The sequence below is a fragment of the Alcanivorax sp. genome, from assembly GCF_040118815.1.
GTDB lineage: Bacteria > Pseudomonadota > Gammaproteobacteria > Pseudomonadales > Alcanivoracaceae > Alcanivorax.
Genome location: NZ_JBEDTC010000019.1, coordinates 164,521 through 189,239, shown reverse-complemented (window position 1 = coordinate 189,239; position 24,719 = coordinate 164,521). Strand labels below are relative to the sequence as shown.

At 56.6% G+C, this 24,719-nt stretch carries 22 protein-coding genes; 10 read left to right on the top strand and 12 right to left on the bottom strand.

Annotated elements, in window-relative coordinates; genetic code table 11:
- The first annotated feature begins 51 nt into the window (after window positions 1-51).
- Window positions 52-1,071: a ferrochelatase gene (gene hemH, locus ABNH18_RS14740; protein ID WP_349383564.1), complete on the top strand. Its 1,020-nt coding sequence runs from the start codon at window positions 52-54 to the stop codon at window positions 1,069-1,071.
- A gap of 462 nt (window positions 1,072-1,533) precedes the next feature.
- Entirely contained in the window at window positions 1,534-2,979 is a 1,446-nt protein-coding gene (locus ABNH18_RS14735) for an MORN repeat-containing protein (RefSeq protein ID WP_349383563.1), read from the top strand.
- Between the two features lie 100 nt (window positions 2,980-3,079).
- Here ABNH18_RS14735 and ABNH18_RS14730 read toward each other — a convergent pair whose 3' ends face one another.
- Window positions 3,080-4,096: an isocitrate dehydrogenase gene (locus ABNH18_RS14730; protein ID WP_349383562.1), complete on the bottom strand. Its 1,017-nt coding sequence runs from the start codon at window positions 4,094-4,096 to the stop codon at window positions 3,080-3,082.
- Between the two features lie 329 nt (window positions 4,097-4,425).
- Between ABNH18_RS14730 and ABNH18_RS14725 the strand changes: the two genes are divergently transcribed.
- Complete coding sequence (locus tag ABNH18_RS14725) at window positions 4,426-5,397, top strand: ABC transporter ATP-binding protein (RefSeq protein ID WP_349383561.1); 972 nt, start codon at window positions 4,426-4,428, stop codon at window positions 5,395-5,397.
- Entirely contained in the window at window positions 5,394-6,155 is a 762-nt protein-coding gene (locus tag ABNH18_RS14720; RefSeq protein ID WP_349383560.1) for an ABC transporter permease, read from the top strand. Before ABNH18_RS14725 ends, ABNH18_RS14720 begins: the two co-directional genes overlap by 4 nt.
- An 83-nt stretch (window positions 6,156-6,238) precedes the next feature.
- Here ABNH18_RS14720 and ABNH18_RS14715 read toward each other — a convergent pair whose 3' ends face one another.
- The gene (locus tag ABNH18_RS14715; protein ID WP_349383559.1) at window positions 6,239-7,468 is read right to left on the bottom strand and encodes a saccharopine dehydrogenase family protein; all 1,230 of its coding nucleotides are present in this window, start codon (window positions 7,466-7,468) and stop codon (window positions 6,239-6,241) included.
- Window positions 7,469-7,632: 164 nt separating this feature from the next.
- Window positions 7,633-8,832 (bottom strand): alkane 1-monooxygenase, encoded by a 1,200-nt coding sequence (locus ABNH18_RS14710; protein WP_349383558.1) that lies wholly within the window; start codon window positions 8,830-8,832, stop codon window positions 7,633-7,635.
- A gap of 167 nt (window positions 8,833-8,999) precedes the next feature.
- Here ABNH18_RS14710 and ABNH18_RS14705 point away from each other — a divergent pair, with 167 nt between their 5' ends.
- Window positions 9,000-10,082 (top strand): AraC family transcriptional regulator, encoded by a 1,083-nt coding sequence (locus tag ABNH18_RS14705; RefSeq protein WP_349383557.1) that lies wholly within the window; start codon window positions 9,000-9,002, stop codon window positions 10,080-10,082.
- Window positions 10,083-10,233: 151 nt separating this feature from the next.
- Here the strand turns inward: ABNH18_RS14705 and ABNH18_RS14700 are convergent, their stop codons facing one another.
- The 3 genes from ABNH18_RS14700 to ABNH18_RS14690 all read right to left on the bottom strand — a co-directional run bounded on the left by ABNH18_RS14700 (window position 10,234) and on the right by ABNH18_RS14690 (window position 12,814).
- On the bottom strand, window positions 10,234-11,655 hold the full coding sequence (locus ABNH18_RS14700) for a fatty acid desaturase (protein WP_349383556.1): 1,422 nt from the start codon (window positions 11,653-11,655) through the stop codon (window positions 10,234-10,236).
- 125 nt (window positions 11,656-11,780) lie between these two features.
- Complete coding sequence (locus ABNH18_RS14695; protein WP_349383555.1) at window positions 11,781-12,233, bottom strand: YchJ family protein; 453 nt, start codon at window positions 12,231-12,233, stop codon at window positions 11,781-11,783.
- The gene (locus ABNH18_RS14690) at window positions 12,230-12,814 is read right to left on the bottom strand and encodes a TetR/AcrR family transcriptional regulator (RefSeq protein WP_349383554.1); all 585 of its coding nucleotides are present in this window, start codon (window positions 12,812-12,814) and stop codon (window positions 12,230-12,232) included. The genes ABNH18_RS14695 and ABNH18_RS14690 overlap by 4 nt, the downstream gene beginning before the upstream one ends.
- A gap of 93 nt (window positions 12,815-12,907) precedes the next feature.
- Between ABNH18_RS14690 and ABNH18_RS14685 the strand changes: the two genes are divergently transcribed.
- Entirely contained in the window at window positions 12,908-13,345 is a 438-nt protein-coding gene (locus tag ABNH18_RS14685; protein ID WP_349383553.1) for a VOC family protein, read from the top strand.
- Between the two features lie 5 nt (window positions 13,346-13,350).
- Here the strand turns inward: ABNH18_RS14685 and ABNH18_RS14680 are convergent, their stop codons facing one another.
- On the bottom strand, window positions 13,351-13,938 hold the full coding sequence (locus ABNH18_RS14680; protein ID WP_349383552.1) for a gamma-glutamylcyclotransferase: 588 nt from the start codon (window positions 13,936-13,938) through the stop codon (window positions 13,351-13,353).
- Window positions 13,939-14,048: 110 nt separating this feature from the next.
- On the opposite strand from ABNH18_RS14680, the gene pdxH reads away from it, so the two are divergent.
- Together pdxH and ABNH18_RS14670 are read left to right on the top strand one after the other, a co-directional pair.
- Window positions 14,049-14,678 (top strand): pyridoxamine 5'-phosphate oxidase, encoded by a 630-nt coding sequence (gene pdxH, locus ABNH18_RS14675; RefSeq protein WP_349383551.1) that lies wholly within the window; start codon window positions 14,049-14,051, stop codon window positions 14,676-14,678.
- A 151-nt stretch (window positions 14,679-14,829) separates the two neighbouring features.
- Window positions 14,830-15,441, top strand: coding sequence for a response regulator transcription factor (locus ABNH18_RS14670; protein WP_349383550.1), 612 nt, complete (start codon window positions 14,830-14,832; stop codon window positions 15,439-15,441).
- On the opposite strand, the gene ABNH18_RS14665 is transcribed toward ABNH18_RS14670, so the two are convergent.
- Window positions 15,438-17,177, bottom strand: a complete 1,740-nt coding sequence (locus tag ABNH18_RS14665) for an ATP-binding response regulator (protein WP_349383549.1) — start codon at window positions 17,175-17,177, stop codon at window positions 15,438-15,440. The two genes, ABNH18_RS14670 and ABNH18_RS14665, sit on opposite strands and share 4 nt — an antisense overlap.
- A gap of 161 nt (window positions 17,178-17,338) precedes the next feature.
- Here ABNH18_RS14665 and ABNH18_RS14660 point away from each other — a divergent pair, with 161 nt between their 5' ends.
- A complete protein-coding gene (locus tag ABNH18_RS14660; protein WP_349383548.1) occupies window positions 17,339-18,883 on the top strand; it encodes a hyalin in 1,545 nt (514 codons plus the stop codon).
- Window positions 18,884-18,960: 77 nt separating this feature from the next.
- On the opposite strand, the gene ABNH18_RS14655 is transcribed toward ABNH18_RS14660, so the two are convergent.
- From ABNH18_RS14655 to atzF, 4 genes are all read right to left on the bottom strand, one after another.
- Window positions 18,961-19,908 (bottom strand): bile acid:sodium symporter family protein, encoded by a 948-nt coding sequence (locus tag ABNH18_RS14655; RefSeq protein ID WP_349383547.1) that lies wholly within the window; start codon window positions 19,906-19,908, stop codon window positions 18,961-18,963.
- 57 nt (window positions 19,909-19,965) lie between these two features.
- Window positions 19,966-20,841 carry an AEC family transporter gene (locus ABNH18_RS14650; protein ID WP_349383546.1) on the bottom strand — a complete coding sequence of 292 codons (876 nt, stop codon included), beginning with the start codon at window positions 20,839-20,841 and terminating at the stop codon, window positions 19,966-19,968.
- A 101-nt stretch (window positions 20,842-20,942) separates the two neighbouring features.
- Window positions 20,943-21,659 (bottom strand): GntR family transcriptional regulator, encoded by a 717-nt coding sequence (locus tag ABNH18_RS14645; RefSeq protein WP_349383545.1) that lies wholly within the window; start codon window positions 21,657-21,659, stop codon window positions 20,943-20,945.
- On the bottom strand, window positions 21,646-23,442 hold the full coding sequence (gene atzF / locus ABNH18_RS14640; RefSeq protein WP_349383544.1) for an allophanate hydrolase: 1,797 nt from the start codon (window positions 23,440-23,442) through the stop codon (window positions 21,646-21,648). The genes ABNH18_RS14645 and atzF overlap by 14 nt, the downstream gene beginning before the upstream one ends.
- 331 nt (window positions 23,443-23,773) lie before the next feature.
- Between atzF and ABNH18_RS14635 the strand changes: the two genes are divergently transcribed.
- Entirely contained in the window at window positions 23,774-24,625 is an 852-nt protein-coding gene (locus ABNH18_RS14635) for a patatin-like phospholipase family protein (RefSeq protein ID WP_349383543.1), read from the top strand.
- The last annotated feature ends 94 nt before the right edge of the window (window positions 24,626-24,719 follow it).

Below are 24,719 nucleotides of genomic sequence, written 5' to 3'. Positions count from 1 at the left end.
GTGGCATCGCTACACTAGCGGTATCGATTGTATTGCTGAGCGAGAATCAGGATGGCCTACAAGGGACAGGATAATCTGGATCACCTCAACGCCGATAAAGTTGGGGTGCTTATCACCAACCTGGGCACACCGGATGCACCTGAAACCGGCGCCGTACGCCGGTATCTGCGGGAATTCCTGTCCGACCCGCGGGTGGTGGAAATCCCCCGCCTTATTTGGTTCTTTATCCTCAATCTGGTGATTCTGGTTGTTCGTCCGCGCAAATCTGCCGAGGCGTACAAAGGGGTGTGGACCGAAGAAGGCTCTCCGCTTTTGGTCTACAGTTTAGCCCAGGGGGAGGGTATCCAGGAGCGGCTGCGCCAGACGTATGGCGAGAAGGTAGTGGTGCGAGTGGGCATGCGCTACGGCAATCCTTCCATCGCTAGTCAGTTGCAGGCGTTTGAGGATGAGGGTATCCGTAAGTTGGTGGTGTTGCCGCTGTATCCGCAATACTCCGGGTCCACCAATGGCTCCACGTTTGATGCGGTGGCCCGAGACTTCCTGAAACGCCGTCTGTTGCCGGACCTGCGCTTTATCAGCCATTACCCGGATTACCCACCGTATATTCAAGCTATGGCAGATCATATTCGCGCCTACCGGGACAAGCATGGCACGGCAGACAAGCTGGTGCTGAGTTTCCACGGGGTGCCGAAACGCTTCCTGCTCAAGGGTGACCCGTATTTTCATGAGTGTCATCAGACCTCACAGTTGCTTGCCAAGGCCTTGGGGTTGGCGGATGACCAATGGATGACCACGTTCCAGTCTCGTTTTGGGGCGGAAGAGTGGTTACAGCCTTATACCGATGAAACGATGAAGTCGCTCCCCGGGCAAGGGGTGAAATCCATACAGGTGTTCTGCCCCGGCTTTTCGTCTGACTGCCTAGAGACGGTGGAAGAAATCGACGAAGAGAATCGTGAGTATTTCGAGGAAGCGGGCGGTGAGTCCTTTGCCTACATTTCGGCCTTGAATGCCGAGCCTGCCCATCTGGACGCCCTGACGCAGCTTATAGAAGATAATCTGCAGGGTTGGTAGCCGGAAGATAAACGGGCTGACCTGATCAAGTCGCTATTTGATTTTCACTCTCCTTGCCAAGCGCCCGTGTAATGCGGGCGTTTCTTATCCTTAGGCTGGCTATGCCCAGCGCATATGAAGTTGCATAGTGGTTATGCCCTTGTATGGGAACATTATGAAATTTTTCTCCAGTGCCGTCTTCAGGCCTGAATACCTAACTTGGGGTATACGAGAAGCTGGATGTCACTGCTATGGTGAAAATAGAGGCTCGATGCTCGGCATGGGGCTGACGATTGCCTGTTGTCCGGGGGAATGATGTCCAAAGCTATTGCCGTAATCCTGATGCTGCCCGCATCACTACTGTTGTGGGGCTGTTCGACCTACCATGAAAACCTTGTGTCTGACCTCCAGAATCAGGGAGCCAACCCTTACATCGTTGAGCCAGAGCTGAAAGATCTGGAGCAAAGAATACGCACCATTGCCATGGCTGAAAGGTCACTGGACGAGTCTTACCGCCTCACCTTTGATCCTCGTAATGACGCCATCATCAGCAACTTCCAGGACCGTTTCAGCAAGCAGGAGATGATGGAGTCCATCAACCTTGTGCGGGGCGGATTTGACGCGGCTGTGGCAGCCCGCTATCCGAATATCGGTTCAGGGACGGACTGTGCTTTGGTGGACAGCGGTGCTTATGTGGTGACTAAGGAGGCACCTGTCGAGCAGTTTGAATGGCAGTTTGTTCAGGGCGATTGTGTTGACGGCTTTGCCCATGGCATTGGCAAGGCGGTGGATAAAGCGCTGAGTGCACACTTTGTCGGGCGATTTGATCGCGGAGTCATGGTTGAGGGTGTATTTGGTCTGCGCCAACAAAATGGCCGGGAGGTTGTTCAGTTTGGCGAGGCTCCGGCTAAGGACAAGGTCGCCCGCCTGATCGTTACGGAAATCCAAGAAAGTGGCTATCAATGGCTTCGCTATGGTGACTTTATTGATACAGGGGAAATGGACGGTTTTGGTGTCAATATCTGGGGCTACACCAACACCATGGTCGTTAAATCCATTGGCCACTGGAAAGATCACCGGCTCGACGGCTTTGCTGGCAAGCAGGAATTAAAACCCTGGTGGCACGATGGCAAGATCTGGAATACGTGGATTGGCTATTTTATAGACGGCAAGCCCAGTGGCCCGGCGGCGTGGACTAATGGTTTGGCGAATTTGAGCGTTGGTTACTGGAAGGACGGTAAACGTAACGGCAAGACCTATGGGGAGTACGCCAAGTCTGACGACAATAATGAAAGCTACGCGGGTATCTATGTTAATGGCAAGCGCGAAGGGGCTTTCAGGGTACAGAGACGGGCCATGATGGGAAGCAGAAAAGGCGAGTTTATTGAGGTTTACGCCGATGGCGAAATGATTGATGACGGCATCGAGAAGAAAGCAAACAGTGGTGATGGATTTGGAAAATTTGTTGCACTCGCTGGTGGTGCAGCCGTGATTGGCTCATCGGGGATTACAGATACGGCCAAGGTGGATATTGGCAGTGCCTTTGCAGCGGATGTACTGGCCGGTGGCGATGGCAAGAACGTTAATGCAATGCGTCAGCAGGTTGCTCAGGGTGGTGGGTCAGCGGGTCATGCTGGTGGTGATGATGACAAAGGGGTCTTTCAGTTCAGTTGTTACGACCCCGGCAACTTTATCTGCGTTGACTATACCCTTTATAGTCGAACCAAGAGTGAGCAGTTCAAGGCGCAATGTTCTCAGGGGCGCAATAAAGTGGTTGCCAGTTGTGACAGTTCGACCCGCCAGGCTGTCTGTCATCACAAAAGCGACGTTGGCGATACGGATACCCGTGATTACCTCTATGGTTCGGAGCCGGAGGAAGTGAAGCAGGCCTGCTTGTCCACCGGCGGCCAGTTCCGAATGGTGGAATGACAGAGGTGTCCGCCTGGTGTCGCGTGGACCTGAATCCGTGTGTTCTGCGCTAGCGCGTTAAAGAAGCAAAGAAAAAGGGAGCCATGGCTCCCTTTTGCCTTTACTGGTTGGCTAAATGGCGAATCAGCTCGTCGGTAAACTCGGTGGTACTGGCGCGGCCCCCCAGATCCGGGGTAACCACCTCGCCCTGACCCACCACATGGCGCACGGCACGACGAAGCTGTTTGGCCTTGTCGTGCTGCTCCATGTAATCGAGCATCATGGCCCCGGCCAGAATGATGGCGGTGGGGTTAGCGACGCCTTTGCCTGCGATGTCCGGGGCGCTGCCGTGAACGGCTTCGAACAGGCCGCCGTGTTCACCGATGTTGGCACCCGGTGCGACACCGAGCCCGCCGATAAGGCCGGCGCAGAGGTCGGAAAGAATGTCGCCAAACAGGTTGGTGGTAACCAGCACATCGAAGCGGTGAGGGTTCATAGCCAGCTGCATGGCGCAGGCGTCCACGATCATTTCCTCGTGTTCCAGATCCGGATAGTCCTCGCGCACCTTGCGAGCCACATCGAGAAATAACCCGGAGGTAGACTTCATGATGTTGGCTTTGTGCACCACGGTGACTTTCTTGCGGCCCTGCTTCATGGCCGTTTCATAGGCAAAGCGTAGCAGGCGCTCGGATTCCGTGCGGGTAATGCGGCTACGCAGTTCGGCGGTTTCGCCGTCTTCACTGACGGTTTGACCCAGCCCCGAATAGATCCCCTCGATGTTTTCCCGAATGGTCATGATATCCACGTTGTCATAACGGGATTTCACACCGGGAATGGAGAGCGCCGGGCGCACGTTGGCAAACAGGTCGAAGGTTTTACGCAGGGTCACGTTGACGGAGGTAAAGCCGCCGCCCACCGGGGTAGTGATGGGGCCTTTAAGGGCCAGCCGGTTGCGCTTGAGAATGGTAAGAGTCTCTTCCGGCACTAGCTCTAGGCCCTTGTCCAGTGCGGTTTGCCCGGCAATGGCGTATTCAAAATTCAGGCCGCAATCCAGTGCTTCCAGTACTCGTACCGTGGCATCCACGATATCCGGGCCGATCCCGTCCCCGGGGATAACGGTTACGGTGTTCTCGTTCATACTGCCTCCTGATTGCGATTGATAACACGTGACGGTGCTTGGCGCTGCCGCTCTGGGTAAAGAGCAGGGACCCTATTCTGCCACGCGCAGGCCCGAAAAATGAATGCCGACCAAGGTCGCAGCGCTGCTGCCTTCATCAAGCCGCTGTGGGCTGGCCTCTGTTTTGAGCATGCAGATCCCGGTCATTGGGCCAATGAAGATCGCTGCATTGATGCCCCAATGGCGTGTCGGTTGTGCATAATGGGCACCCTGCGCGAACCCGCGCAGTAAAGTGGTGTCTCTCGATCCGACCAGAGTGCGGCGAGGGTCTGCCTTGAAGGAGAAAGAACGTGGATGCAGTGATTTCTGTTAGTCGCCTGCACAAGACTTATGAATCCGGATTTCAGGCGTTAAAAGGCGTGGATCTGGATATTCGCAGCGGTGAAATTTTTGCTCTGCTGGGGCCTAATGGCGCCGGCAAGACCACCCTGATCAGCATCATATGCGGCATTGTTAACCCCACGTCGGGAACGGTGCTGGCGGACGGCCACGACATCATTCGCGATTTTCGTGCGGCCCGCAGTGCCATAGGACTGGTTCCCCAGGAGATTTCCACCGACGCCTTTGAAACGGTCTGGGCAACAGTGAGTTTCAGTCGGGGTCTGTTCGGCAAGCCACGAAATGATGAGCATATTGAAAAAGTGCTCAAGGCGTTGTCGTTGTGGGACAAGAAAGACAGCAAGATCATGATGTTGTCCGGCGGCATGAAACGCCGGGTAATGATTGCCAAGGCGCTGTCCCATGAACCCAAGATTCTGTTTCTGGATGAGCCCACGGCCGGTGTGGACGTGGAGCTGCGACGGGAAATGTGGGAAATGGTGCGGCAGCTTCGTGAGCAGGGTGTCACGATTATTCTCACGACCCACTACATCGAGGAAGCCGAAGAAATGGCGGATCGGGTGGGCATTATCAGCCAGGGCGAAATTATTCTGGTGGATGAAAAATCCCGGTTGATGGAGCAGTTGGGCCGCAAGCAGCTGACCGTGCATCTGGCGGAACCGTTAACGAGCGTGCCGTCAGCGCTGGCGGGCGAGGATCTGGCATTGGCCGATGAAGGCTTTTCGCTGGTCTATAGCTATGACGCTAACCAGGAAAATACCGGGATTGCTGAGCTACTGCGTAGCCTGAATGAGCAGGGCATCGACTTTAAAGATCTGCATTCCCGGCAAAGCTCGCTGGAAGATATTTTTGTGGATCTGGTGCACAACGGAAACCCCGACAAGGGTCGTGATATGCAGGGTAAGCAGGGAGACGCGGGATGAATATTCATTCGATTCGAGCTATCTACAAGTTTGAAATGGCCCGTACCTGGCGCACCTTGATGCAAAGTGTTGCTTCGCCAGTGATTTCCACATCGCTATATTTTGTCGTGTTCGGTTCTGCCATTGGTTCGCGCATGGTGGAGATCGATGGAGTCAGCTACGGGGCTTTTATTATCCCCGGCCTGATCATGCTCTCGTTGATGACGCAGAGTATTTCCAATGCCTCTTTCGGCATCTACATGCCGACGTTTTCCGGGACCATTTATGAAGTGCTGTCGGCACCGGTTTCCTATGTGGAGATTGTGATTGGCTATGTGGGCGCTGCGGCGACCAAGTCCACGATTCTTGGGCTACTGATTCTGCTGACGGCACGGTTGTTCGTGGATTATGAGGTTCAGCACCCGGTGCTGATGCTGAGTTTTCTGTTGTTGACGGCGATCACGTTCAGCCTGTTCGGTTTTATTATTGGCGTGTGGGCCGATACCTTTGAAAAACTACAGATCATTCCTTTGATGATCATTACCCCGCTGACCTTTCTGGGTGGCAGCTTTTATTCCATCGATATGCTGCCTCCAGTTTGGCAGACCGTGACGCTGTTTAATCCGGTGGTGTATTTGATCAGTGGATTCCGCTACAGCTTCTTTGGTGTGGCGGATGTGCACATTGGTATCAGCCTGGGAATGACGTTGCTGTTTTTGACCCTGTGCATGGGACTGGTGTGGTGGATATTTAAAACCGGGTATAAGTTGAAGAGCTAAAAAAAGGGCGCTTAATGCGCCCCTTTTTTGTTGTGGTTCGTGCTCTTAGCCCCCCTTAACGGGGGGCGTAAACCGGACGTTTTTTACTCGATAACGGTAAACGTCATGCCGGCCTTTTCCTGCAGCCGTTTCAATAGCGGCTCACCTAGCAAGGTGGCGGTGGTCCAGAAGCCTCCGGGCGCGTCTTCTACCACATCCTGTGCCAGACAGGCGGCAGCCTGGCCGAGCAATTTAGCGGTGGAACCGTAGCCAGGATCCGCATCACCGGTGACTTTCACCTTGAGGGTTTCCTGATTGTCGGTGTGACCGACAAAACGGATGTCGTAGAAACCGGCCTTCTGGGCTTCCGGGCTGGGTCCTTCACCGGGCTGCGGAACCACAAACTTGTTCAGCGCCCAGCGTGTCGGTTTGATGGCGGCGGCGGTAAAGAACAGGCCGATGCCGGCACCAATGCCGAAGGCCTTCATGCGCCCACTCATGCCATCGCCAGTGAGCATGGCTTCGTTGTAGGTGAAATGATCGGTGTACGCTTGGCCGGACAGGGCGTTGGAGCGATGCACCACGCGGCTGTTAATTGCGTCCATCACAAAGGGGCCAACCCAGGCATTGAAGTCGTTGTCATAGCTGGCCAGGCCGATGCTGTCCTGGCGGCTCTTGAAGCCGTGATTCGGCGGGCAGATCAGGTAAGGGTTGGCCAGTTTTTTGCGAAGTGCAGGATCTTTGCCAGCCTCCTCCGCAATATTCATCATGCTGGCAACGGTGCCGCCGGAGACGCCGCCCTTGGCGACTTTAACCCGCATGTGCACGGTGCTGGCGGGGGCGTTGAAACGGGCCTGGGATTGTTGCTGGAGGAAATAGACGCCCATGTCCGAGGGGATAGAATCAAACCCGCAGCAGTGCACGATGCGCGCTCCGGTCTTTTTCGCGGCGGCTTCGTGACGCTCAAGCATTTCGGCAATCCACTGGGCTTCACCGGTGAGATCACAGTAATCGGTGCCGCTGTCGACACAGGCCTTGATCATGGGCTCGCCGTATAAGGCATAGGGGCCCACGGTAGAAACCACAACACGGGTCTGGGCGCACAGGGCGTTCAGGCTGCTGGCATCGTTAGCATCTGCGGTGATCAGGGGCAGAGCGCTGGCGGAGCCACCGAGTCCGGCTTTGACCTGTTCCAGCTTGCTCTTGGAGCGCCCGGCAGCGGCCCACTTCAATTCACCATCGATCCCGTAGGTGTCAAAAAGGTACTGGCAGAGAATCTGCCCAACAAAACTGGTGGCACCGAACACCACCACATCAAATTGTGAATCGCTCATGGAGACTCCTTGAAGAATCAGCGAAATGGATCAGCGCAATGGAAAGTCTGACTGTGCACGTATCCTAAGCCATTGGAGGGTTGATACGTAACCGGTGAGATAGGACATATGCAGGGCAAAAAAGAACGCGCCCGCAGGGCGGGCGCGCGAAAGGGGAAGAGGGGCTACGCGGCCTGTTGTGCCGGGGTGGACTCCTTAATGGCGTATTTGCGGATCAGAGCGGCGCGTTTGGCAGGGTCGAAGTTGATATTGGCGGCGTTGTAATCCGCATTCTCCAGCAAGCGCTTGTCCATCACACGAAACCACAGCGGGGGAACGTAGCTGATCAGGAACATGCCAAAGTAGCCATTGGGCAGGGTTGGCAGGTCGTCGAAATGGCGCAGGCTCTGGTAGCGACGTGCCGGATGGGCATGGTGGTCGGAATGGCGCTGCAGGTGGAACGACGCCCAGTTGGAAAACATATGGTTGCTGTTCCAGCTGTGGTGAGGTTGGGTGCGTTCATAGCGGCCATTGGCGAGCTTGTGACGTAGCAGGCCATAGTGCTCTACGTAGTTGGCCGAGGTCAGTTGCAGGTAGGACCAGAGCGTGACGGCAGCAATAAACGGCACCATTTTCCAGCCGAACAGGGCGATGATACTGCCCCAGATGATCAGGCTGAGCAGGCCCGGCTGGAGAATTTCATTGTGCATGGACCACACCGGTTTACCGGCTTTTTGCAGGCGGGCCTTCTCCAGGTGCCAGGCGCGCTTGAAGGTGCCGGGAATTTCCCGCACGGCAAACTTCCAGATGCTTTCTCCCAGCCGTGATGAGGCCGGATCTTCGGGGGTCGCCACATCCCGGTGGTGGCCCTTGTTATGTTCGATCGGGAAGTGGCCATAGCCCAGCGGCGACAGAACCAGTTTTGCCAGCCAGCGTTCAATACGGGTTTTCTTGTGGCCCAATTCGTGACCCAGATTAAGGCCTGCAGCCCCGCAAATAGTGCCGGTCAACAGCACCATGGCGATGACACCGTGCACAGGAAGTGAGTGGGTGCCCACAAACCACATGCCGAACAGGTAGGCGCCGAGCAGGATTGGCACTAGGGCGTAGGTCATTCGGCGATAGAAGTGATCGGCCTCCAGCTGTGGCACCACTTCTTCTGGCGGGTTGCTCTGGTCTTCACCGATGAGCATGTCGAGCAGCGGAACGGTGATGTAATAGAACGCCAGCGGTAGCCAGAGCAACAGGGCGTTGCCGGTGGCCAGATACAGCAAAGGGCCAAGGAACACACTGGCCGGGACAAACAGGGAAACCATCCACAGGGGACGTTTGCGGTCTCGGTACTCGACGCCAGAGGGGCCGATAAATACGCCTGCCTTATTCATAAAAGGCCTCATTGTTGTTGTGGGGAAATCTATGTGTTGTTGCCATGTTGCGCCGTGGCTGCCAGCAAGAGCACCGCAGAAGGTGGCAATAAATCGTCATAAAGTGACAGGTTAAACAGTCTGTTTCAGGGTAAGGTGGGTGTTACCCAGCAAACGTGAGGATGGCGATGGCAGAGGAGCAAGGCGGGGTCATGCTGGAGCGGCTGCGCCCGGCTATTCACCCAACCTACAGTCGGCTGTTGTGTGCTCATCTGCACGGGCAGGGATTTACCGATGCGGATATTTTTGCCGGCACCCGGTTGGAATGGCAGCAGCTACTTAGCGAACACCGCTATCTCAGCCAGGAGCAGCTGACGCGGCTCATCCGCCGGGCTGTGGCGCTGACCGGCCAGCCCTGGATCGGGCTGAATATTGCCAGCGCCACCTCGGTTTCTGCCCATGGGGCGCTGGGGTATGCGGTGGTGTCAGCGCCGGACCTGCGAGCCCTGCATCAGGTGGTTGCCCGTTACGCCTCGGTGCGCCTGCAATTGACGGCGTTAGCTTTTGTGGAAACCGGGCCTGAAGGCGGTGAAGGGGGTGAAGATACAGAGGGGCGCCTGATTATCACCGAGCGGCAGCCTTTGGGGGAAACGAGAGAGTTTCTCTACGGCTCCTTGCTGGGGACCTATTTTCAGATACTCGATGCGGTGTCGCCCCAGCGCATTCGCGATATTCAGGTGTCGTTACCGCTGCCGCGCCCGGCGTGGGCGCAGGAGTATGAGCAGCAGCTGGGGTGTCGGGTGACGTTCGGCACGGAGCAATTTGAGGTTGTGATACCCGGTCATTATTTGGACCGCCGTTGCCTTACGGCAGACCCGGCCATGCATCGGACTGCGGTACGGGATTGTGAGCATCAGCGAAAGCAATTAGAGCACGGTGGGCCGTTTAGCCGGCAGGTGGGGTTGGTGTTATTGGATAAGCCTGGCGCCTTTCCGACACTGGAAACAATGGCGAGTGCGTTCGCCATGTCACCGCGAACACTGATTCGTAAACTCAAAGCAGAAGACACCAGCTATCAGCAATTACTGGATGATGTGCGCCGCGAGCTTGGCTGCTGGCTACTGATGGAAACTGGCGATTCGGTGGAGCGTATCGCCGAGCAGTTGGGTTACCAGGATACCTCCAATTTTAGCCGTACTTTTCGACGTTGGTTTGGCATCACGCCGTTGGCCATGCGCAAAGATGGCGGCAAAGGGAGCGGCAGTCGTTAGGGGTGAAAGGAGGTATTGCAGAGTAGGCTGAACATGATCGTGAGTTCCTTCCCCGTTGCCGCGTCTGGCTTCGGGTTCACCGATATCGCTCCTAAGCTTGCGAATAAAAAAGCCCTCCGGCTATAGGGGGGAAGTTGCCGGAGGGTGTCCGTCAGTGTTGCTTGAGGACGAAATCAACTTTTTCACGGACTGCACAGTCCGGGCAGGGCCAGTCGTTGGGGATTTGTAGCCAGCGGGTTCCTGGTGGGAACCCTTCATTTTCTTCACCACGACTCTCGTCGTAGGTGTACCCGCAGTTGGGACACTCGAATTGATGGGCGGTGTCGATATCCTGTTCAGCTTGCCTTGCGGCCTCCACTCCGCCCTGCTGAATGCTGGGTTCAGAATCCGCGCTTTGGTAGCTGACCACTGGGCGTTGCCATTTTTCCAGGAGCGCTTCGCGCTTGCCGGGCTGCAGGTTGGCCTGCGTCAGGTCGCCGTTGTAATGCTGCACCACCAGCGGGTCCATTTTGCGAAACCAGACAAACGGCAGATACGCGGGAATCAACATGGAGGCATAGCCGGAAGGCAGTTGCGGACTATCGTCGAAATGCCGAAGTGCCTGGAAACGCCGGGTCGGATTGGCGTGATGATCGGAATGGCGCTGCAGCTGATAAAGAAAAAGGTTGGTCACGATGTGGTTGCTGTTCCAGGAATGCTTTGGTTCGCAGCGCTCGTAGCGACCATCACTTTTTTTCTGACGCCGTAACCCGTAATGCTCCATGTAGTTAATGACTTCGAGCAGGGAGGCACCATAAAAAGCCTGCAAAAGAAGAAAGGGTAAAACGATCCATCCCAGCCAAAGTGTTATTAGACCGAACAGGGCGACCGTCATTAGCCAGCTGTGCAGGTTTTCATTTTTTAGCGACCAAAGCGGCTGGTCGCAACGCTGTAATCGCATGGCTTCGATATGCCAGGCGGATTTCACACTACCAATCATGGTGCGCGGCAAAAATGCCCAGAACGATTCCCCCATCCGCGAGCTGGCAGGATCATCCGGCGTTGCCACATTTTTGTGGTGACCCTTGTTGTGTTCCACAAAGAAATGGCCGTAGGCAACCGGTGCCAGAGTGATTTTCGCCAGCCAGCGTTCGGTTCGGGTTTTTTTGTGGCCCAGTTCATGGGCGGTGTTAATGGCAATGCCGTTAACCGCGCCGACACTGAACACCAGTCCGACCAGGCCCCACCAAGGGATGCCGCCGCCGGCGACCAACCAGGCTCCCAGGATCGTTGCCAGGTATTGGGCCGGAATGTAGGCATAGACAATAAGTCGGTAGTAGGTGTCGCTCTCCAATTGCGAAACAGCGGATTCCGGCGGATTGCTGGTGTCGGCACCAACCACCCAATCGGCAAAGGGAATCAGCCCATAGACCAGGAAAGGGCCACCCCAGAGCAGCACGGGTGATGACCAGATAAATAAATAAATGAGAAGAAACGAAACAGCCAGCAAAGGGATTGCCGGGCTTAGTAACCAAAGATAACGTTTGCCGTCGTGCCAGTCAGCGAGTGCGGCGCTTGGGTCTGTTGAAGCCATGATGCCACCTTTGTTCTGCTTTTTATTTAACGCTATACCTCTTGTGATGTTGGGCCAAGGGCTGCTTTGTATAGACTTGGCAACGACCGATGAACAATATTTGAGAATGAAAAAAGCGCTGGCCCTTAGCCACAACACTTCTTAAATTTTTTTCCACTGCCGCACGGGCATGGATCATTTCTTCCGGGTTTTAACGGGGTGCTGCTGGGCGTGCCGTCAAGATAGAACCAATGGCCGTTTTCTTTCACGAAACGTGAGTGTTCCTCCAATACGTTGAGGCCCTGGCGGTCTTTGCTGGTTGCCTGAAAATGGACGCTGCCGGTATCACCGTCGGTCTCGCTGTGAAGAATCTTCAGCGCCAGCCATTTTTCCTCCGGGTCCAGTGTCAGTGCCGAGGGGCGCTGGCTGTGATGCCAGCTGGAGGACAGGTAGGCGGTATTGTTCAGCGCAAAGGCACAGAACCGCGAACGCATTAAAGCCTGGGGAGAGGCGGCAGGTTCGCCCTGATGCAGCGGTTGGCAGCATTCGCTGTATTTCAGCCCGGACTGGCACGGGCACGATGATGTAGATGGTGTCATGGTGTCTCTCCGCAAAAGCAGTCAAACAGCGCCAGAAGGTCCTGTCGTAACCGTTGAGGATTGGCCGCCCCAGCGTGACGCAATACCAAGGCATTCATAGCGCCATTCAGCAATATCGCCAGCCCATTGGCACTGCCAGAAAATTGCAGGCTGCCGTCTGCCATGGCTTCCTGAATACCTTCCCGAAGCAGGGTAAAACTGTAGCGTTCATCCAGGGCGTTCCACCGTGCCTGGCCAAGCACGGTGGGCGCTTCGATCACCAGAATACGCTGAACATCCTGCCGGGACATGAAATCGACCCAGGCCAGGCTACCCGCTTTGAGGGTGGATAAGCTGCCGTGCTGCCCGGCAACCGCCTGTTCGATGGCGGCCATGGCTTCCTGACTGAGTAGCTCGCACACGGCTTCGAACAGTTCCGCCTTGTTGCGGAAATGGTGATACATGGCTCCGCGAGTGACGCCAGCACCATTGAGAATGGCTTCGGTGCGGGTGTCCGCATAACCCTGTATCGCGAACAAATGGCGTGCCGCATTGATCAGGCAGCCACGGGTTTGAGCGCGACGTTGAACGTTGGTCGCCATAGAATCCTCTTTTGGTTGACAAACAAACTAGCAGTTTGTTTTTATTTAATCAAAGCAGACAGGCTGTCTGTTTAATTCCGCCAGGAGGGCATCATGGATATTCGTGACCGTTACCCCATTGTTGTTACCGAGCACAAAGCGGCCTGCCAGGCGTTCTGGCAACGCTATTTCGGGTTGGTGATTGTGTTTGATAGTGACTGGTTTGTGCTGCTGGGGAATGAGACTCAGGGGAGTGTGGTGGCCTTTATGACACCGGATCACCCATCCGCTCCGCCGGGACCACAAACGTATTCTGGGCAGGGAATGTGTCTGGAGTTGGAAGTGGATGATGCCGAGCAGGCTCTGGCAACCTTGCAACAGCGTGGAGGAGCGGCGGACTACCCGCTGACCCGCGAGCCTTTTGGGCAATGCCGGTTTGGGGTCCGTGACCCTAGTGGCTTGTGGGTCGATGTGGTCGAGCAGGTCACCCCAGAGGAAGGCTATTGGGACAAATACATGAAGGCGGCGGCGAGATTTTCCGAATCCGACTAAGGCTGTCAGGGGCTATTTTTTGTCGGGTGGGGCTGGCCTGTACGTAACAGCGCGGCCTCAATGTGAAACACATGGGCATCGTGCGCGCCCAGCTCGCGGAGGGCCTCAGCCAGCTGCAGCAGATAGTCCGCGTTACTGCCGCTGGGGCCATGGCTGGCAGCAATATGATGGGCAATGTGTTGCTCGCTGGCTTCGCCCAGAAAGGCCCCGTTGTCTGCGGTGGCGATATACACCAGCCCGTTCTCCTGTTCCCCGGTGTGGAACGTCATGGGTGTCGAAAAACGCAGATAGCCATTTTTTTCCCGGTGATCCAGGTGTTCGAAAACGTCCGGGGTGATGCGATAGGCCATGCCGGCACACAGGGTGCCCGGCGATTCAATCAAGGTGACCACTCGACCCGGATTTTTCGGCGTGCCGCGATGATCGTGGGAGCCTTGCCAGAAACGCCGGGTCCAGCCGCTAATCGATGCCGGAGCGCGCTCCAGATAGGGGAAGTCGGCTTTGTAAATCAACGAGCCATAGCCAAAAAGCCACACCGGATGGTCCGGATGAAGAGGGTGACGGCGTCGGTTTTCCTCGGTGGTATTCAGCATGGTTAACGGGTCGGTTGATTGATACAGGTTCGTGGTTGTCGGCGCGTGGGCGTTATACTGGCGCCATTGTATGATTCTACACAGGCCCTTACCGCCCAGCTGGGGATTTCATGAAAGATGTGCGCGAAGAGTATCATGCTGACGGCCTCACTGACGCCAGCCTTCACGATGACCCATTGGAGCAGGCGCGCCGCTGGGTAGATGAGGCGATTGAAGCCGGTTTGCCGCTGCCCAATGCGATGACACTGGCCACCGTGAATGCGTCGGGCCAGCCTTCCAGTCGGGTGGTGTTGCTCAAGGGGGTGGAAGGCGGTGGCTTTACCTTTTTCACCCATTACGACAGTCGCAAGGGAGAGGACATCGCGGCCAACCCGAAGGTGTCGTTCACCATGTTCTGGCAGCCGTTTGATCGACAGATGATTGTTATCGGCGAAGCGCACAAAGTCGACCGGGAAGAATCCGACAGTTACTTCGCCTCCCGACCCTATGCCAGCCAGGTGAGTGCGGCCATTTCTCCGCAGAGTCAGCCCGCCAGCCGGGAGTGGCTGGAAGAGGAAGTAGAAAGACTGGAGCGGGAATTTCCTTCTGCGCCGGTGCCTTGTCCGGAGCAGTGGGGCGGCTACCGGATTATCCCCACGGAAATCCAGTTCTGGCATGGCCGGCCTAGCCGTTTGCATGACCGGTTTCGGTATGTGAAGCAAGGTGATGGGAGCTGGCAGCGTAAACGGCTGGCGCCATAAATGACGTTCGCAAGGCTTGTCAGGGTCCGTTGCTGAGCTGACGGCGCGCCCTTATGAGCGGGGCTGCGCTCGCTATATGCAAGGACTTGCCGTAGAAATAATTTTCACTGTCTTATAAGCTTATAACCAGGATCGGGATAAGGCAGTACCGTTGAAGATTTTGATTGTGGACGATCATCAGCTATTTGCTGATGCGTTAAGCATTACGCTCAAGAATGCCTATGCAGAGGCGAGTATTACCACTTGCGAGCAGCCAAAGTGGTTGCTGGATAATCGCCAATTATTACCAGCGTATGATCTCGTGATTCTTGATCAGGCCATGCCTGATCTGGATGGGCTTACCCTGTGGAGCCTGATTGGCCGCCTGATGGGCGAGGCTAAAGTGCTGGTGTGTTCTGGCTCTGCCACAGAAACCACTGTGCGCCGTGCAGTGCAGTTGAAGGTCAATGGCTTCGTGGACAAAAGTGAGTCGGTAGAACAGATCCTGTTTGCCATTCGTGAAGTGATGACCGGCCGTAGTTATTTTTCTGAATCCTTCCGGCTGATGGCCGGCTCTGCTCCGGAAGAAGCGCTCACCCTCACTCGTCAGCAACTTGCCATTCTGGCCATGCTTCAAGAAGGCCATGGCAACAAGGAAATCGCCCGCCAGCTGTTTGTCAGCGTGAACACCATCAAGACCCACCTGCGCCTGCTCTACGAAAAACTGGATGTGCCCAACCGCACCGCCTGTATTGAGAAGGCACGGCAGATGGGCCTGCTTTAGCCTGCGCTGCTGGGAGCCAGCATCTCCTCCAGTTTTGCGGTCAGCGTATCTGCTGCCACAGGCTTGAAAAGCACATCGATGTCATCCGGCAGAGTCTGGATGAAATCCGGATTGGTGTTGCCGGTAATGATGAGTGTTGGCACGGGCTGACGAAACAAAGCGGTGACGGCTTCGATTACCGAGCCAGCATTAGTATGCGGCCCAATCTGATCATCGGTAATCACCACTGAGGGCGGTGCACCGCGCTCTTTCAAGGCCTGCATGGCCGGTTCCAATGCGTGGTGAGCAGATACCGTTGCGCCCAGGCTGCCGAGCAGGCCGCTGAGGGCTTCTGTGACTCTTTTATCATCATCTATCAACAGCACCGTCAGCGTTTCAAACAGCGGCAGCGCATTGACCACGTTGTCGGCGGGCTGAGTCTGGCTGATGGCCGCTGCTGGTAACGTTAAGGTGAAAGTCGTGCCTTCCCCCTTACGTGACTGCATCTGCACGGGAATCTCGCACAGCGCCCCCAGCCTGCTGACAATGGCCAATCCCAATCCCAATCCGTTCTGGATCGAGCGTTGGTCATTGTCTATCTGCATGAATTCATCAAACACTTCAGTCTGGTAAATGTCGTCAATGCCGATGCCGGTGTCTTCGATGTCCAGCAACAATTGTTTGTCTTGCTGCCGGGCGACGATACGAATATGCCCCTGTTCGGTGTACTTGAGGGCGTTGCTGACCAGGTTGCGAACAATCCGGGCGAACATGATGCCGTCGGTGAAAATGTACTGACCGGCCAGGTTTTCGGTGATCACTGTCAGTTGCTTGGCGCTCGCCTGGGGACGTACTTCATCAAGGATCGGTTGCAGGGTATCGAGCAGATTGATAATACGCTTACGCGGTTTCAGTCGCTGTGACTGCAAGCGTGACAGCATCAGCAAGTGCCCCAGCAGTTCATTGCAGGAGGCAATGGCGGTATCCAGCTTGTCGACGATCTCGGGTTGTGGGGCGGCATTGTTTTTCAGCATGGCGGCATACAAGGTGGCCGCCTGCAGCGGTTGCCTCAGGTCGTGGCTGGCCGCGGCGAGAAAGCGGGTCTTGCTTTCGCTGGCCTTGCTGGCGCGTTCACTGGCCTGCTCGGCTTCAATGCGCAGGGCAATGGTGCTGATTTGTGAGCGGTGGATGTAAAGGCTGAACAGCACCATGAAAATCAGATTGATTAGCGGGAGCATTTTGATGATCCCGGGCGCCTCCGGTACGTAAACCAGAATAAAGGACAGCCAGGCCAGATAGACCGGGGTAATGAAGCCGATGAAAATGTCCGGATAGACCCCCATGGACACGGACGGAATCGAGGTGGCCACCGACAGGACAACCAGGCAGGTCAGCAGGGTTACCGGCGTGGCCCCTTGCAGGAATAGATAAGGGAAACTTGACCACAGAATCGCCCAGATCACGGCAAGGTAGAGGTTTAGCCGATGCCATTTCCGGGTTTTAGGCGCTTCGTGTTCCCGATGGGCGTTGTAAAACCGGATCAGGAAAAGCGATTGAGCTGCGACACAAAGCAGCACGGTATACCAGCCGATAAAGGGCGGCTCGGTACGCTGCTCCAGAAAAAATAATGGCAGTGCCGCCGCAATGAAAAACGACAGCACCATGCGTGACCCCACCTCTTCCATGAACAGGTTGTGGCGCTCCTGAAGGATGCGTTCGCGGTTTTCCGTCACCGCACGACGAAGGGTTTCTGGCATGGCTGGCAGGTTTGTAAAATGATGGTGTTCAGTCTAGCCCGATTATGACGGGGTGTAAGCGCCCCTCGGTGAAATTCACCCATGAGGGTGAAGAAGCGGTGTTCTCCCCGGTGCTCTAATGAGTGCCTCTCTGGGATGAGTCACTAATCGGGGTAAACGTAATGATCAACAAGCAACTCACTCAACTGGCTGCCGCCATCGGCGTGGCCACCATGATGACCGCCTGTGGCGGTAGTTCTTCCAGCTCTGGCGGCGGTGGCACCACCGTGGCAGAAGGGGGCAGTGGCTTTGTGGTGTTTTCGGCGGCTGAAAGCGCCGGTGCGATTGCCCTGCGCAGTGCCACGGCACGGGCGGCAGCGCTGACGGAATACCTTTACAAAACGGACGGTACCCCTGCCGGCACCAGCAAGATCGTTGATGACAATAACAACGGTTTTGAAGTGGGCCGTTTCGGCAGTGGTTACATGGCGGAACTGGACGGCACGTTCTACTTTGCAGGCAAGGACAGCAACGGCGATGTGGAGCTGTGGGCCACCGACGGCACCGGCGCGGGCACCGAGCGTGTGGCGGATATCTATCCCAATGGCAACGGTCAGCCGCACAATATGGTGCCCGCGGCTGGAAAATTGTTTATGAATGCTGTGGTGGATCAGTTTGGCCGCGAGCTGGTGGTTTTCGACCCCGTTGCTAATGACACAGTAGTGCTGTCGTCAAATATTAACGGCAACCCGACCAGCAATACGGCGCCTGAGTCCCTGACCCCGGTGGATGGCGGCCTGTTCTTCTTTGATCAGGATGCCGGCGATGTCTACTTCACCGATGGTACGGCGGCAGGAACCGCGAAGATCGCCACCAATAACGACACCATCATCGGCGGCTCTCTGACGAAATACCCGCAACTGATTGGCGATGATGATTGGTTGGGTTATAACGGCAAGCTGCTGTTTACCGGGCGTTTTAACGCCACCGATGCAGAAACCCGTCTGTACGAGCTGGATCAAGATGGCAATATCGAGGAAGTAGTCTTTGATGATGGTGGCAGCACGGTACGGCTCGATATCACTGAGAATGTGGTAATCAGCAACGATAAGGTGTATTTCGTTGCGGATAAGGGAACCAGCAGCACAGACCTGAATATCTTCGAGTATGATGGCAGCACGGTGACCAACCTGACCGCCAGCGAACTCAACAAGCCTTATGAAGATCGGTTGGTAGGCACCTCACTGGGTGTGTTTATGTACGTGGAGCAAGCCGGGGTAACCCCGTATCTGCTGCGCGTGGACAACACCAATAGCCCTGCAGGCATTGCTGCGGCGGTGCGTAGCACGGGCGATTATTCCTTCTCTGATGTTGAAGCCTGGACCATGGTGGAGGCTAACGGTACGGTGTTCTTTGCGGCGGATACCGAGGGCGCTGGTGGCAGTGATTTCGGTACCGAACTGTGGAAGACCGATGGCACCTCGCAGGGGACGGAGCTGGTCAAAGATATCGATGATACCGCGGCGGGTGCAGGTTCGGAGCCTTTCCCGCTGGCATTCATGTATCAGGTGCCGCCCATCGTGAATGGCGATTTGGGCAGCAAGTACCTGTTCGTTGCGAATGATGGCAGTTCAGGCTCGGAGCCCTGGGTGTCCGATGGCTCGGCCGCGGGCACGGTTATCCTGAAGGATATCAGCGCAGGAACGGGTAGCAGCGTGATCGACTGATTCAGGTTGTGAGCAATAGTAAAGCGGGCCTCTGGCCCGCTTTTTTTTTGGCAAATCCTTGCTGGCAAGTGTGTGTTTTACGGGTGATGCTTTTCGTTATCGCTATACGTGTGTGAAGTAGACGTATCCCGTTGCCACACGGTGGCGAGAAGGGAACCAGACAAATTATGCCAGACACTGAACAGGGCGCCGGGGAGCGCGGCCAGTGGGGTGAAGTGTTTGATCGCCAGCGCCACCCCCAGCCCGGAGTTCTGCATGCCCACCTCAATGGCCAGGGTGCGGGCGGTTATTTTGTCAAAGCGCAGCACTCGGGCGATGACATAGCCCCCCAAAAGCCCCAGCGCGTTATGTAGCGCCACCGCGATAAAGACCGCACTGCCGGCATCTCCAATACGGCTCTGGTTCAGGGCCACAATAATTCCGATGACCACCACGATAGCTGCCACCGAAATTAACGGGAACAGATCTCTTGCGGGCGTTAGTTGACGATGGAAGAAAGTGTTCAGTGCGCTGCCCGCGACAACCGGTATCACCACGATCTGGACCAGCGATAGCAGCATGCCCTCCACGGGCACCGGAATGCGCTCGCCCAGATACCACCAGGTGAGCAAGGGTGTTGCCGCAATAGCAATGAGCGTTGAGGCAAAGGTAATCGCCACGGACAGGGCCACATTGGCGCGGGCCAGGTAGGCAATAACGTTGGAAGCGGTGCCCCCGGGACAGGCGCCGACAAGGACAAGACCGATTAATAATTCCTGTGGCAGTTGCAGAAGCACACCAAGGCCCCAGGCAATCAGCGGCATCAGACTGTACTGCAGCAGAACGCCGAGCCCGATGACTGCCGGGCGGGTGAACACTCGCCGGAAATCGTCCCAGCTTAACGAGAGCCCCATGCCGAACATGATCAGCATTAACAGCGGCACAATGGCTGACTTGCCGCCCACCAGCCATTGCGGTTGCCAGTACGCCAACAGGGAAAACAAGAGCGCCCAGAGAGGGAAAAGCTGGGTAAGTCGCTGGATCATAATGCCGCCGTTTTGTTTTGGTTTTCGTCGCGGGTAGGGAAGCGCCGGTGATGTTTCCTACAGGGCAAGCATGAGCAAAAATGGCAGCAATAAAAACGCCAGAAGAGTGGAAATGACGACCATGGCGGCGACTTCCTCCGCGCCTTGATTATAGGCCTTGGCGAGCAAGTAATTAAATACCGCCACCGGCATGCAGGATTCGATCAGCACCACGCCCCGTAGCGGACCTTCCAGCTCCAGTGCCGTTACCACAGTCATGCCAACCGCAAACCCGATCAGCAACCGCAGAGCCGCAAACAGAGCGCCGGTACCCAGGAGGCGAATGCGTAATTGTGACAGGGAGACACCCAGGGTAATCAGCATCAAGGGAATGGTCACATCGCCGATCAGTTTCACGCTGTTGAACAGCCATTCAGGAAGCTGAATATCCAGCGCGACTAATGCGATGGCCAAAAACACAGACAGTAAAATTGGGTGGCGCAGCAAACTGGGGGACAGACGTTGGCCGCTGACCACCGCCAGGCCCAAGGAAAACTGGGCCACGGAATAGAGCATCATCCATGCCAGGGCCAGCGCCAGCCCGGTATCGCCAAACGCCAGCATGCACAACGGGATGCCCATGTTGCCGGTGTTGGCAAACACCAGGGAAGGCAAAAACACACGAAAGCGCTGTCGGCTAAGGCGAATCACCAGGGCGCTGATCAGTAGGGTCAGTACCAGCACGGTCAACGCCAGGGCGCCGATCTGCGTCAGCGCGGCCATGTCCAGATCGGTCTTGCCCAGGGTGGCGACAATCAGGCATGGGGTGGTGACTGTGACCACCAGGGAGGTGACCATCTGGGTATCGAAGGGTTTGCCTGCCCGCGACCAGAAAAAACCCAACCCGGCACAAAGCAGCACAGGCGCAATGATGGACCAGAGCGTGGCAAGCATGGAAAGGGATCTACGAATGCTGAATGAGGTTCGAAGTGTGAAAGCTACGCCGGCAGATGTCCACGGTTGCGCTGAGTAAGTGCCTGCTGGGTGGAGAATGTTTATTTGTCGGGCGGGCTCGTCGTCGCTTGCTGGTGACCTCGAGCGCGGGCCTGTTGCAGCATGTGCAGGGTGATTTTTCGTACTTCGTTACGGGATGCCTCTATATGCTCGCGCAACAGATTTTGTGCGTGCTGGCGGCGCCGTTGAAGCACGGCATTCAGCAATGCCGCATGCTCCTTATAGGTGGCCTCAATGCGTGCGGGTGCGGTGAAATCCAGTCGCCGGATAATGCGTAGGCGCTCGGTTAGCTCAGAATGAATGCGCGCCATTTCCCGGTTGCCGGCAGCAGCGACGAGCTGTTGATGAAAGCGTTCATCCATCTCACAGACGGTGGGGCCGTGATGGTCTTGCTCGCTGGGACTAACGCACCATAGGCTAGCGAGTTCTCTGATGGTGTTTTGCTGTTGCTGGTCGCACAACGTTTGCACTGCCGCGCATTCAAGAATAATGCGTACGTCATAGAGTTCTTCGAAGCAGGTGAAGTCGAAAGGTCTGACCTGCCACCCACTGCGATAAATCACCTCGACGTAATGCTCCCGTTGCAAACGAAACAGCGCCTCCCGGACCGGAGTTCGGGAGGCGTGCATGCGCTCAGCAATGTCGTTTTCACTGAAACGATCGCCGGGCGCCAAACGAAAATCGAAAATATCCTGCTTTAGCTGCAGGTAGATTCGCTCGGCCAGGTTGGCTTTTCTTTCGGCCCTAGGTCCCGTCATGGTTGTGGCTGAGTTGTGCGATGTAGTTTCTCCAGCCGTCGAGCGCGGTAATGTCGGTGGCATCTTCGATGGCCCATGGCTCGCAGATGAAGCCTTTCACCCAGCGACCATCGAGGGTTTCCAGGCTGCCGATACCCAGCGGTGCCGGAATCAGACCAACAAAACTGCCGAAGTGTTTCACCGGCATTTGCCACAGCTCGATGGGGATGCTGGCGCCTTCACCTGTTTCACTGCGGATCAGGCCGGGTTTCGGCGGCACCGTGTTGGCCAGGGCATAGAGGCGGTAACAGGGCGCGGTCCGTGTCGCTTCCAGTCGTACCGCGTTGCGCTCGGTGAGCTGCGTGTTCAGCGGCATGCCGGTCAGGTGTGCGCCAACCACCGCCACCGTAATCAGATCACTGTCGTCATCGTTGGCGGCCCGCGGCTGCGATGGAGGCAGGGGCTGGCCGGTGGCGCCGGCTTGCCAGGGCTGCGCCTGCTGCCAGCGTTGTCCGAAGTCAGCCAGCGCATGGTCCTGCCACGCGGGGCCAATCAGGGTGAACCCACCGGGCAGGCCGTCTTGACGAAATCCACCGGGAAGCGCCAGGGCACACAGATCCAGCAAGTTGACGAAATTGGTCCAGGTGCCCAGTTGGCTATTCAGCGTGATGGGGTCCGCTTGTACGGCGGCGCGGGTGTAAATGCCTGGCGTGGTGGGAAGCAGTAAGCCATCCACTGTGTCCATCAAGGTGTCCGATTGGCGCTTCAGTTCGGCGAGACGATATTGCGCGCGGAAACCGTCGGCGGCGGTCAGGGTGGCGGCGGGCTCGAGAATATCTCGAATGACTGGCAACAGCGCATCCGGTTGTGTGTGCAACAGGGATTCGGTGACGGTATAGCGTTCGGCTACCCAGGGGCCCTGGTACAGCAGGGCCGCGGCAGCCTCAAGCACCTGGGTATCCACGGTGACCAGGTCGGCAATTTTTTTGACCTGTTCCAGCTGTTGCTCCCACAACTGTTGGGCCTGAACGTCCCCGAACCAGGGAAGATCTTTGGGGATGCCCAGGGTGGGGCGCGCAGGCAGGTCGGTGGTTTGTAATGCCGGCGCCGGGCGGCTGTAGGCGTCTTCGTTGTCGAACTGGCTGACCACGCGGTAAACCTGTTGGGCATCGTCCACATTGAGGGCAAAGATGCTGACACAATCCAGCGTCCGGCAGGCGGGGACAACGCCCTTGGTGCTGATGGCACCCCGGGTGGGCTTAAGGCCCACGGTGTTGGTGAAGGCCGCAGGCACCCGCCCGGACCCGGCGGTATCGGTGCCCAGGGAAAAAGGCACCAGCCCCAGGCTCACGGCGGTGGCGGAGCCGGAGCTGGAGCCGCCACTGAGATACTCCGGGTTAAATGGGTTGGGCACCTCACCGTAGGGTGAGCGGGTACCCACCAGCCCAGTGGCAAACTGGTCTAGGTTGGTTTTGCCTACCACGATGGCGCCGGCTTCGCGCAGTAGTCGCACCACGGTGGCATCGTCTTGCGGGGTGTAGGAAAAGGCCGGGCACGCGGCGGTGGTCGGCATGCCGGCCACATCAATATTGTCTTTCACCGCGCAGGGAATGCCGTACAGGGGCAGCGAGGAATCGGTGAGGGCATTCGCCTGTTCAATTAACGATGACTCATCCAGCAGGTGGATCCACAGGGCACGTTCACTGTCGTGAAGTCGTGTCGCGAGTTCTTTCATGGCCTGTACCGGGGTGAGGTCACCGCTGCGGTAGGCCGCCTGCCATTGTTGAAGAGTCCAGCCAATCATAGGTTTGCACACCTTGTTGTATACAAGTAGGTATTCGGACTTTTGCAAATGCGGTGCCAGTCGGCGGGGGCGATATTTAACGTTTTGTTTTTACAAGAATTAATCGCGGCGGCCTTGAGAGATAAGGGCCATTGGGCGGACACTGGGTGCGCTAACCTGATGCGTTTGCGCGGTATCGGTGCAGACGCCTTGTGTGGCTTAACGCCGGTGATGTTGCGTGATCAGGGAAGCCGATGGCAGGGACAGTAAGGCTCTATTTCCACCGATTAGTTTGCTCTGGCATCGTGTTTGAAACGGATCCAATGGGTGGAACCGATGTGGAGGGAAAGTGATGTCTCAGCGGGCGTTGGTGGTGGAAGGTGGTGCCATGCGCGGCATTTTTGCTGCCGGTGTGCTGGATGCATTTCTGGAAAATCAGCACCATGGTTTCGACTTCGCGGTGGGCGTATCGGCGGGATCGACCAACCTGATTGGCTATCTGGCGGGAAACCATGGCAGAAGCCGGCGAATCATCACAGACCATGCTTGCCGTCCGGATTTTATTAACTGGCAGCGATTTATGGCCGGCGGGCATCTGTGTGATGTGCACTGGTTGTGGCATCAGTCCCGCCTGGATGTGCCATTAAGCCTGGAGCAGCATTGGCAGGGCAAGGTGCCCCTGTGGGTGGTAACTACCTCGGTGGAAGACGGCGCGCCGCGCTATTTTGAAACGCGCCCGGATAATCTGGATGAGGTAATGACTGCGTCCTGTTCTATTCCTTTTGCTTACCGGGATTTCCCCACCGTTGCCGGGCACCCCATGACTGATGGCGGGTTGGGGGATTCCATTCCGGTGCGCTGGGCTTATCAGCAGGGCGCTCGGGATATCACTGTGGTGTTGTCGCACCCTCAGGGTTACCGCAAACGCCCCAGTGCTCTGACGCCATTATTAAAGCCTTGGGTACGCGACTTTCCCGCCTTGTATGACGCTTTGCTTACGCGCACGGATAGCTACAACGAGTCGTTGGATTTTATCGACAATCCGCCAGCAGATTGTCGGGTGACCGTGGTCGCCCCAGACCCGCACTTTCCGGTAAACCGGTTAACCACCAATGGCCATAAACTGGATGTGGGCTATCAGCAGGGGCATCGGGCCGGGCTGCAATCGTTGGGGGCGGAAGTGAAACAAGCGTCGAGTGGCTAACAGCGAGTCGCGCATAGGTCTTTCGCTTTTCTGGAAGGCTGAGGCCGCGCGCAAACGTTTGGGCGCGGCCTCTTTGCTTGCCGGTGCAGCAAGC

Coding starts and splice junctions, on each gene's coding strand:
- ABNH18_RS14660 (WP_349383548.1), top strand. CDS start 17,339: ATGATCAACAAGCAACTCACTCAACTGGCTGCCGCCATCGGCGTGGCC.
- ABNH18_RS14685 (WP_349383553.1), top strand. CDS start 12,908: ATGGATATTCGTGACCGTTACCCCATTGTTGTTACCGAGCACAAAGCG.
- ABNH18_RS14700 (WP_349383556.1), bottom strand. CDS start 11,655: ATGGCTTCAACAGACCCAAGCGCCGCACTCGCTGACTGGCACGACGGC.
- ABNH18_RS14735 (WP_349383563.1), top strand. CDS start 1,534: ATGGCTGAAAGGTCACTGGACGAGTCTTACCGCCTCACCTTTGATCCT.
- ABNH18_RS14650 (WP_349383546.1), bottom strand. CDS start 20,841: ATGCTTGCCACGCTCTGGTCCATCATTGCGCCTGTGCTGCTTTGTGCC.
- ABNH18_RS14695 (WP_349383555.1), bottom strand. CDS start 12,233: ATGACACCATCTACATCATCGTGCCCGTGCCAGTCCGGGCTGAAATAC.
- ABNH18_RS14645 (WP_349383545.1), bottom strand. CDS start 21,659: ATGACGGGACCTAGGGCCGAAAGAAAAGCCAACCTGGCCGAGCGAATC.
- ABNH18_RS14680 (WP_349383552.1), bottom strand. CDS start 13,938: ATGCTGAATACCACCGAGGAAAACCGACGCCGTCACCCTCTTCATCCG.
- ABNH18_RS14730 (WP_349383562.1), bottom strand. CDS start 4,096: ATGAACGAGAACACCGTAACCGTTATCCCCGGGGACGGGATCGGCCCG.
- ABNH18_RS14715 (WP_349383559.1), bottom strand. CDS start 7,468: ATGAGCGATTCACAATTTGATGTGGTGGTGTTCGGTGCCACCAGTTTT.
- ABNH18_RS14655 (WP_349383547.1), bottom strand. CDS start 19,908: ATGATCCAGCGACTTACCCAGCTTTTCCCTCTCTGGGCGCTCTTGTTT.
- ABNH18_RS14720 (WP_349383560.1), top strand. CDS start 5,394: ATGAATATTCATTCGATTCGAGCTATCTACAAGTTTGAAATGGCCCGT.
- ABNH18_RS14710 (WP_349383558.1), bottom strand. CDS start 8,832: ATGAATAAGGCAGGCGTATTTATCGGCCCCTCTGGCGTCGAGTACCGA.
- ABNH18_RS14690 (WP_349383554.1), bottom strand. CDS start 12,814: ATGGCGACCAACGTTCAACGTCGCGCTCAAACCCGTGGCTGCCTGATC.
- ABNH18_RS14705 (WP_349383557.1), top strand. CDS start 9,000: ATGGCAGAGGAGCAAGGCGGGGTCATGCTGGAGCGGCTGCGCCCGGCT.
- atzF (WP_349383544.1), bottom strand. CDS start 23,442: ATGATTGGCTGGACTCTTCAACAATGGCAGGCGGCCTACCGCAGCGGT.
- ABNH18_RS14635 (WP_349383543.1), top strand. CDS start 23,774: ATGTCTCAGCGGGCGTTGGTGGTGGAAGGTGGTGCCATGCGCGGCATT.
- hemH (WP_349383564.1), top strand. CDS start 52: ATGGCCTACAAGGGACAGGATAATCTGGATCACCTCAACGCCGATAAA.
- pdxH (WP_349383551.1), top strand. CDS start 14,049: ATGAAAGATGTGCGCGAAGAGTATCATGCTGACGGCCTCACTGACGCC.
- ABNH18_RS14665 (WP_349383549.1), bottom strand. CDS start 17,177: ATGCCAGAAACCCTTCGTCGTGCGGTGACGGAAAACCGCGAACGCATC.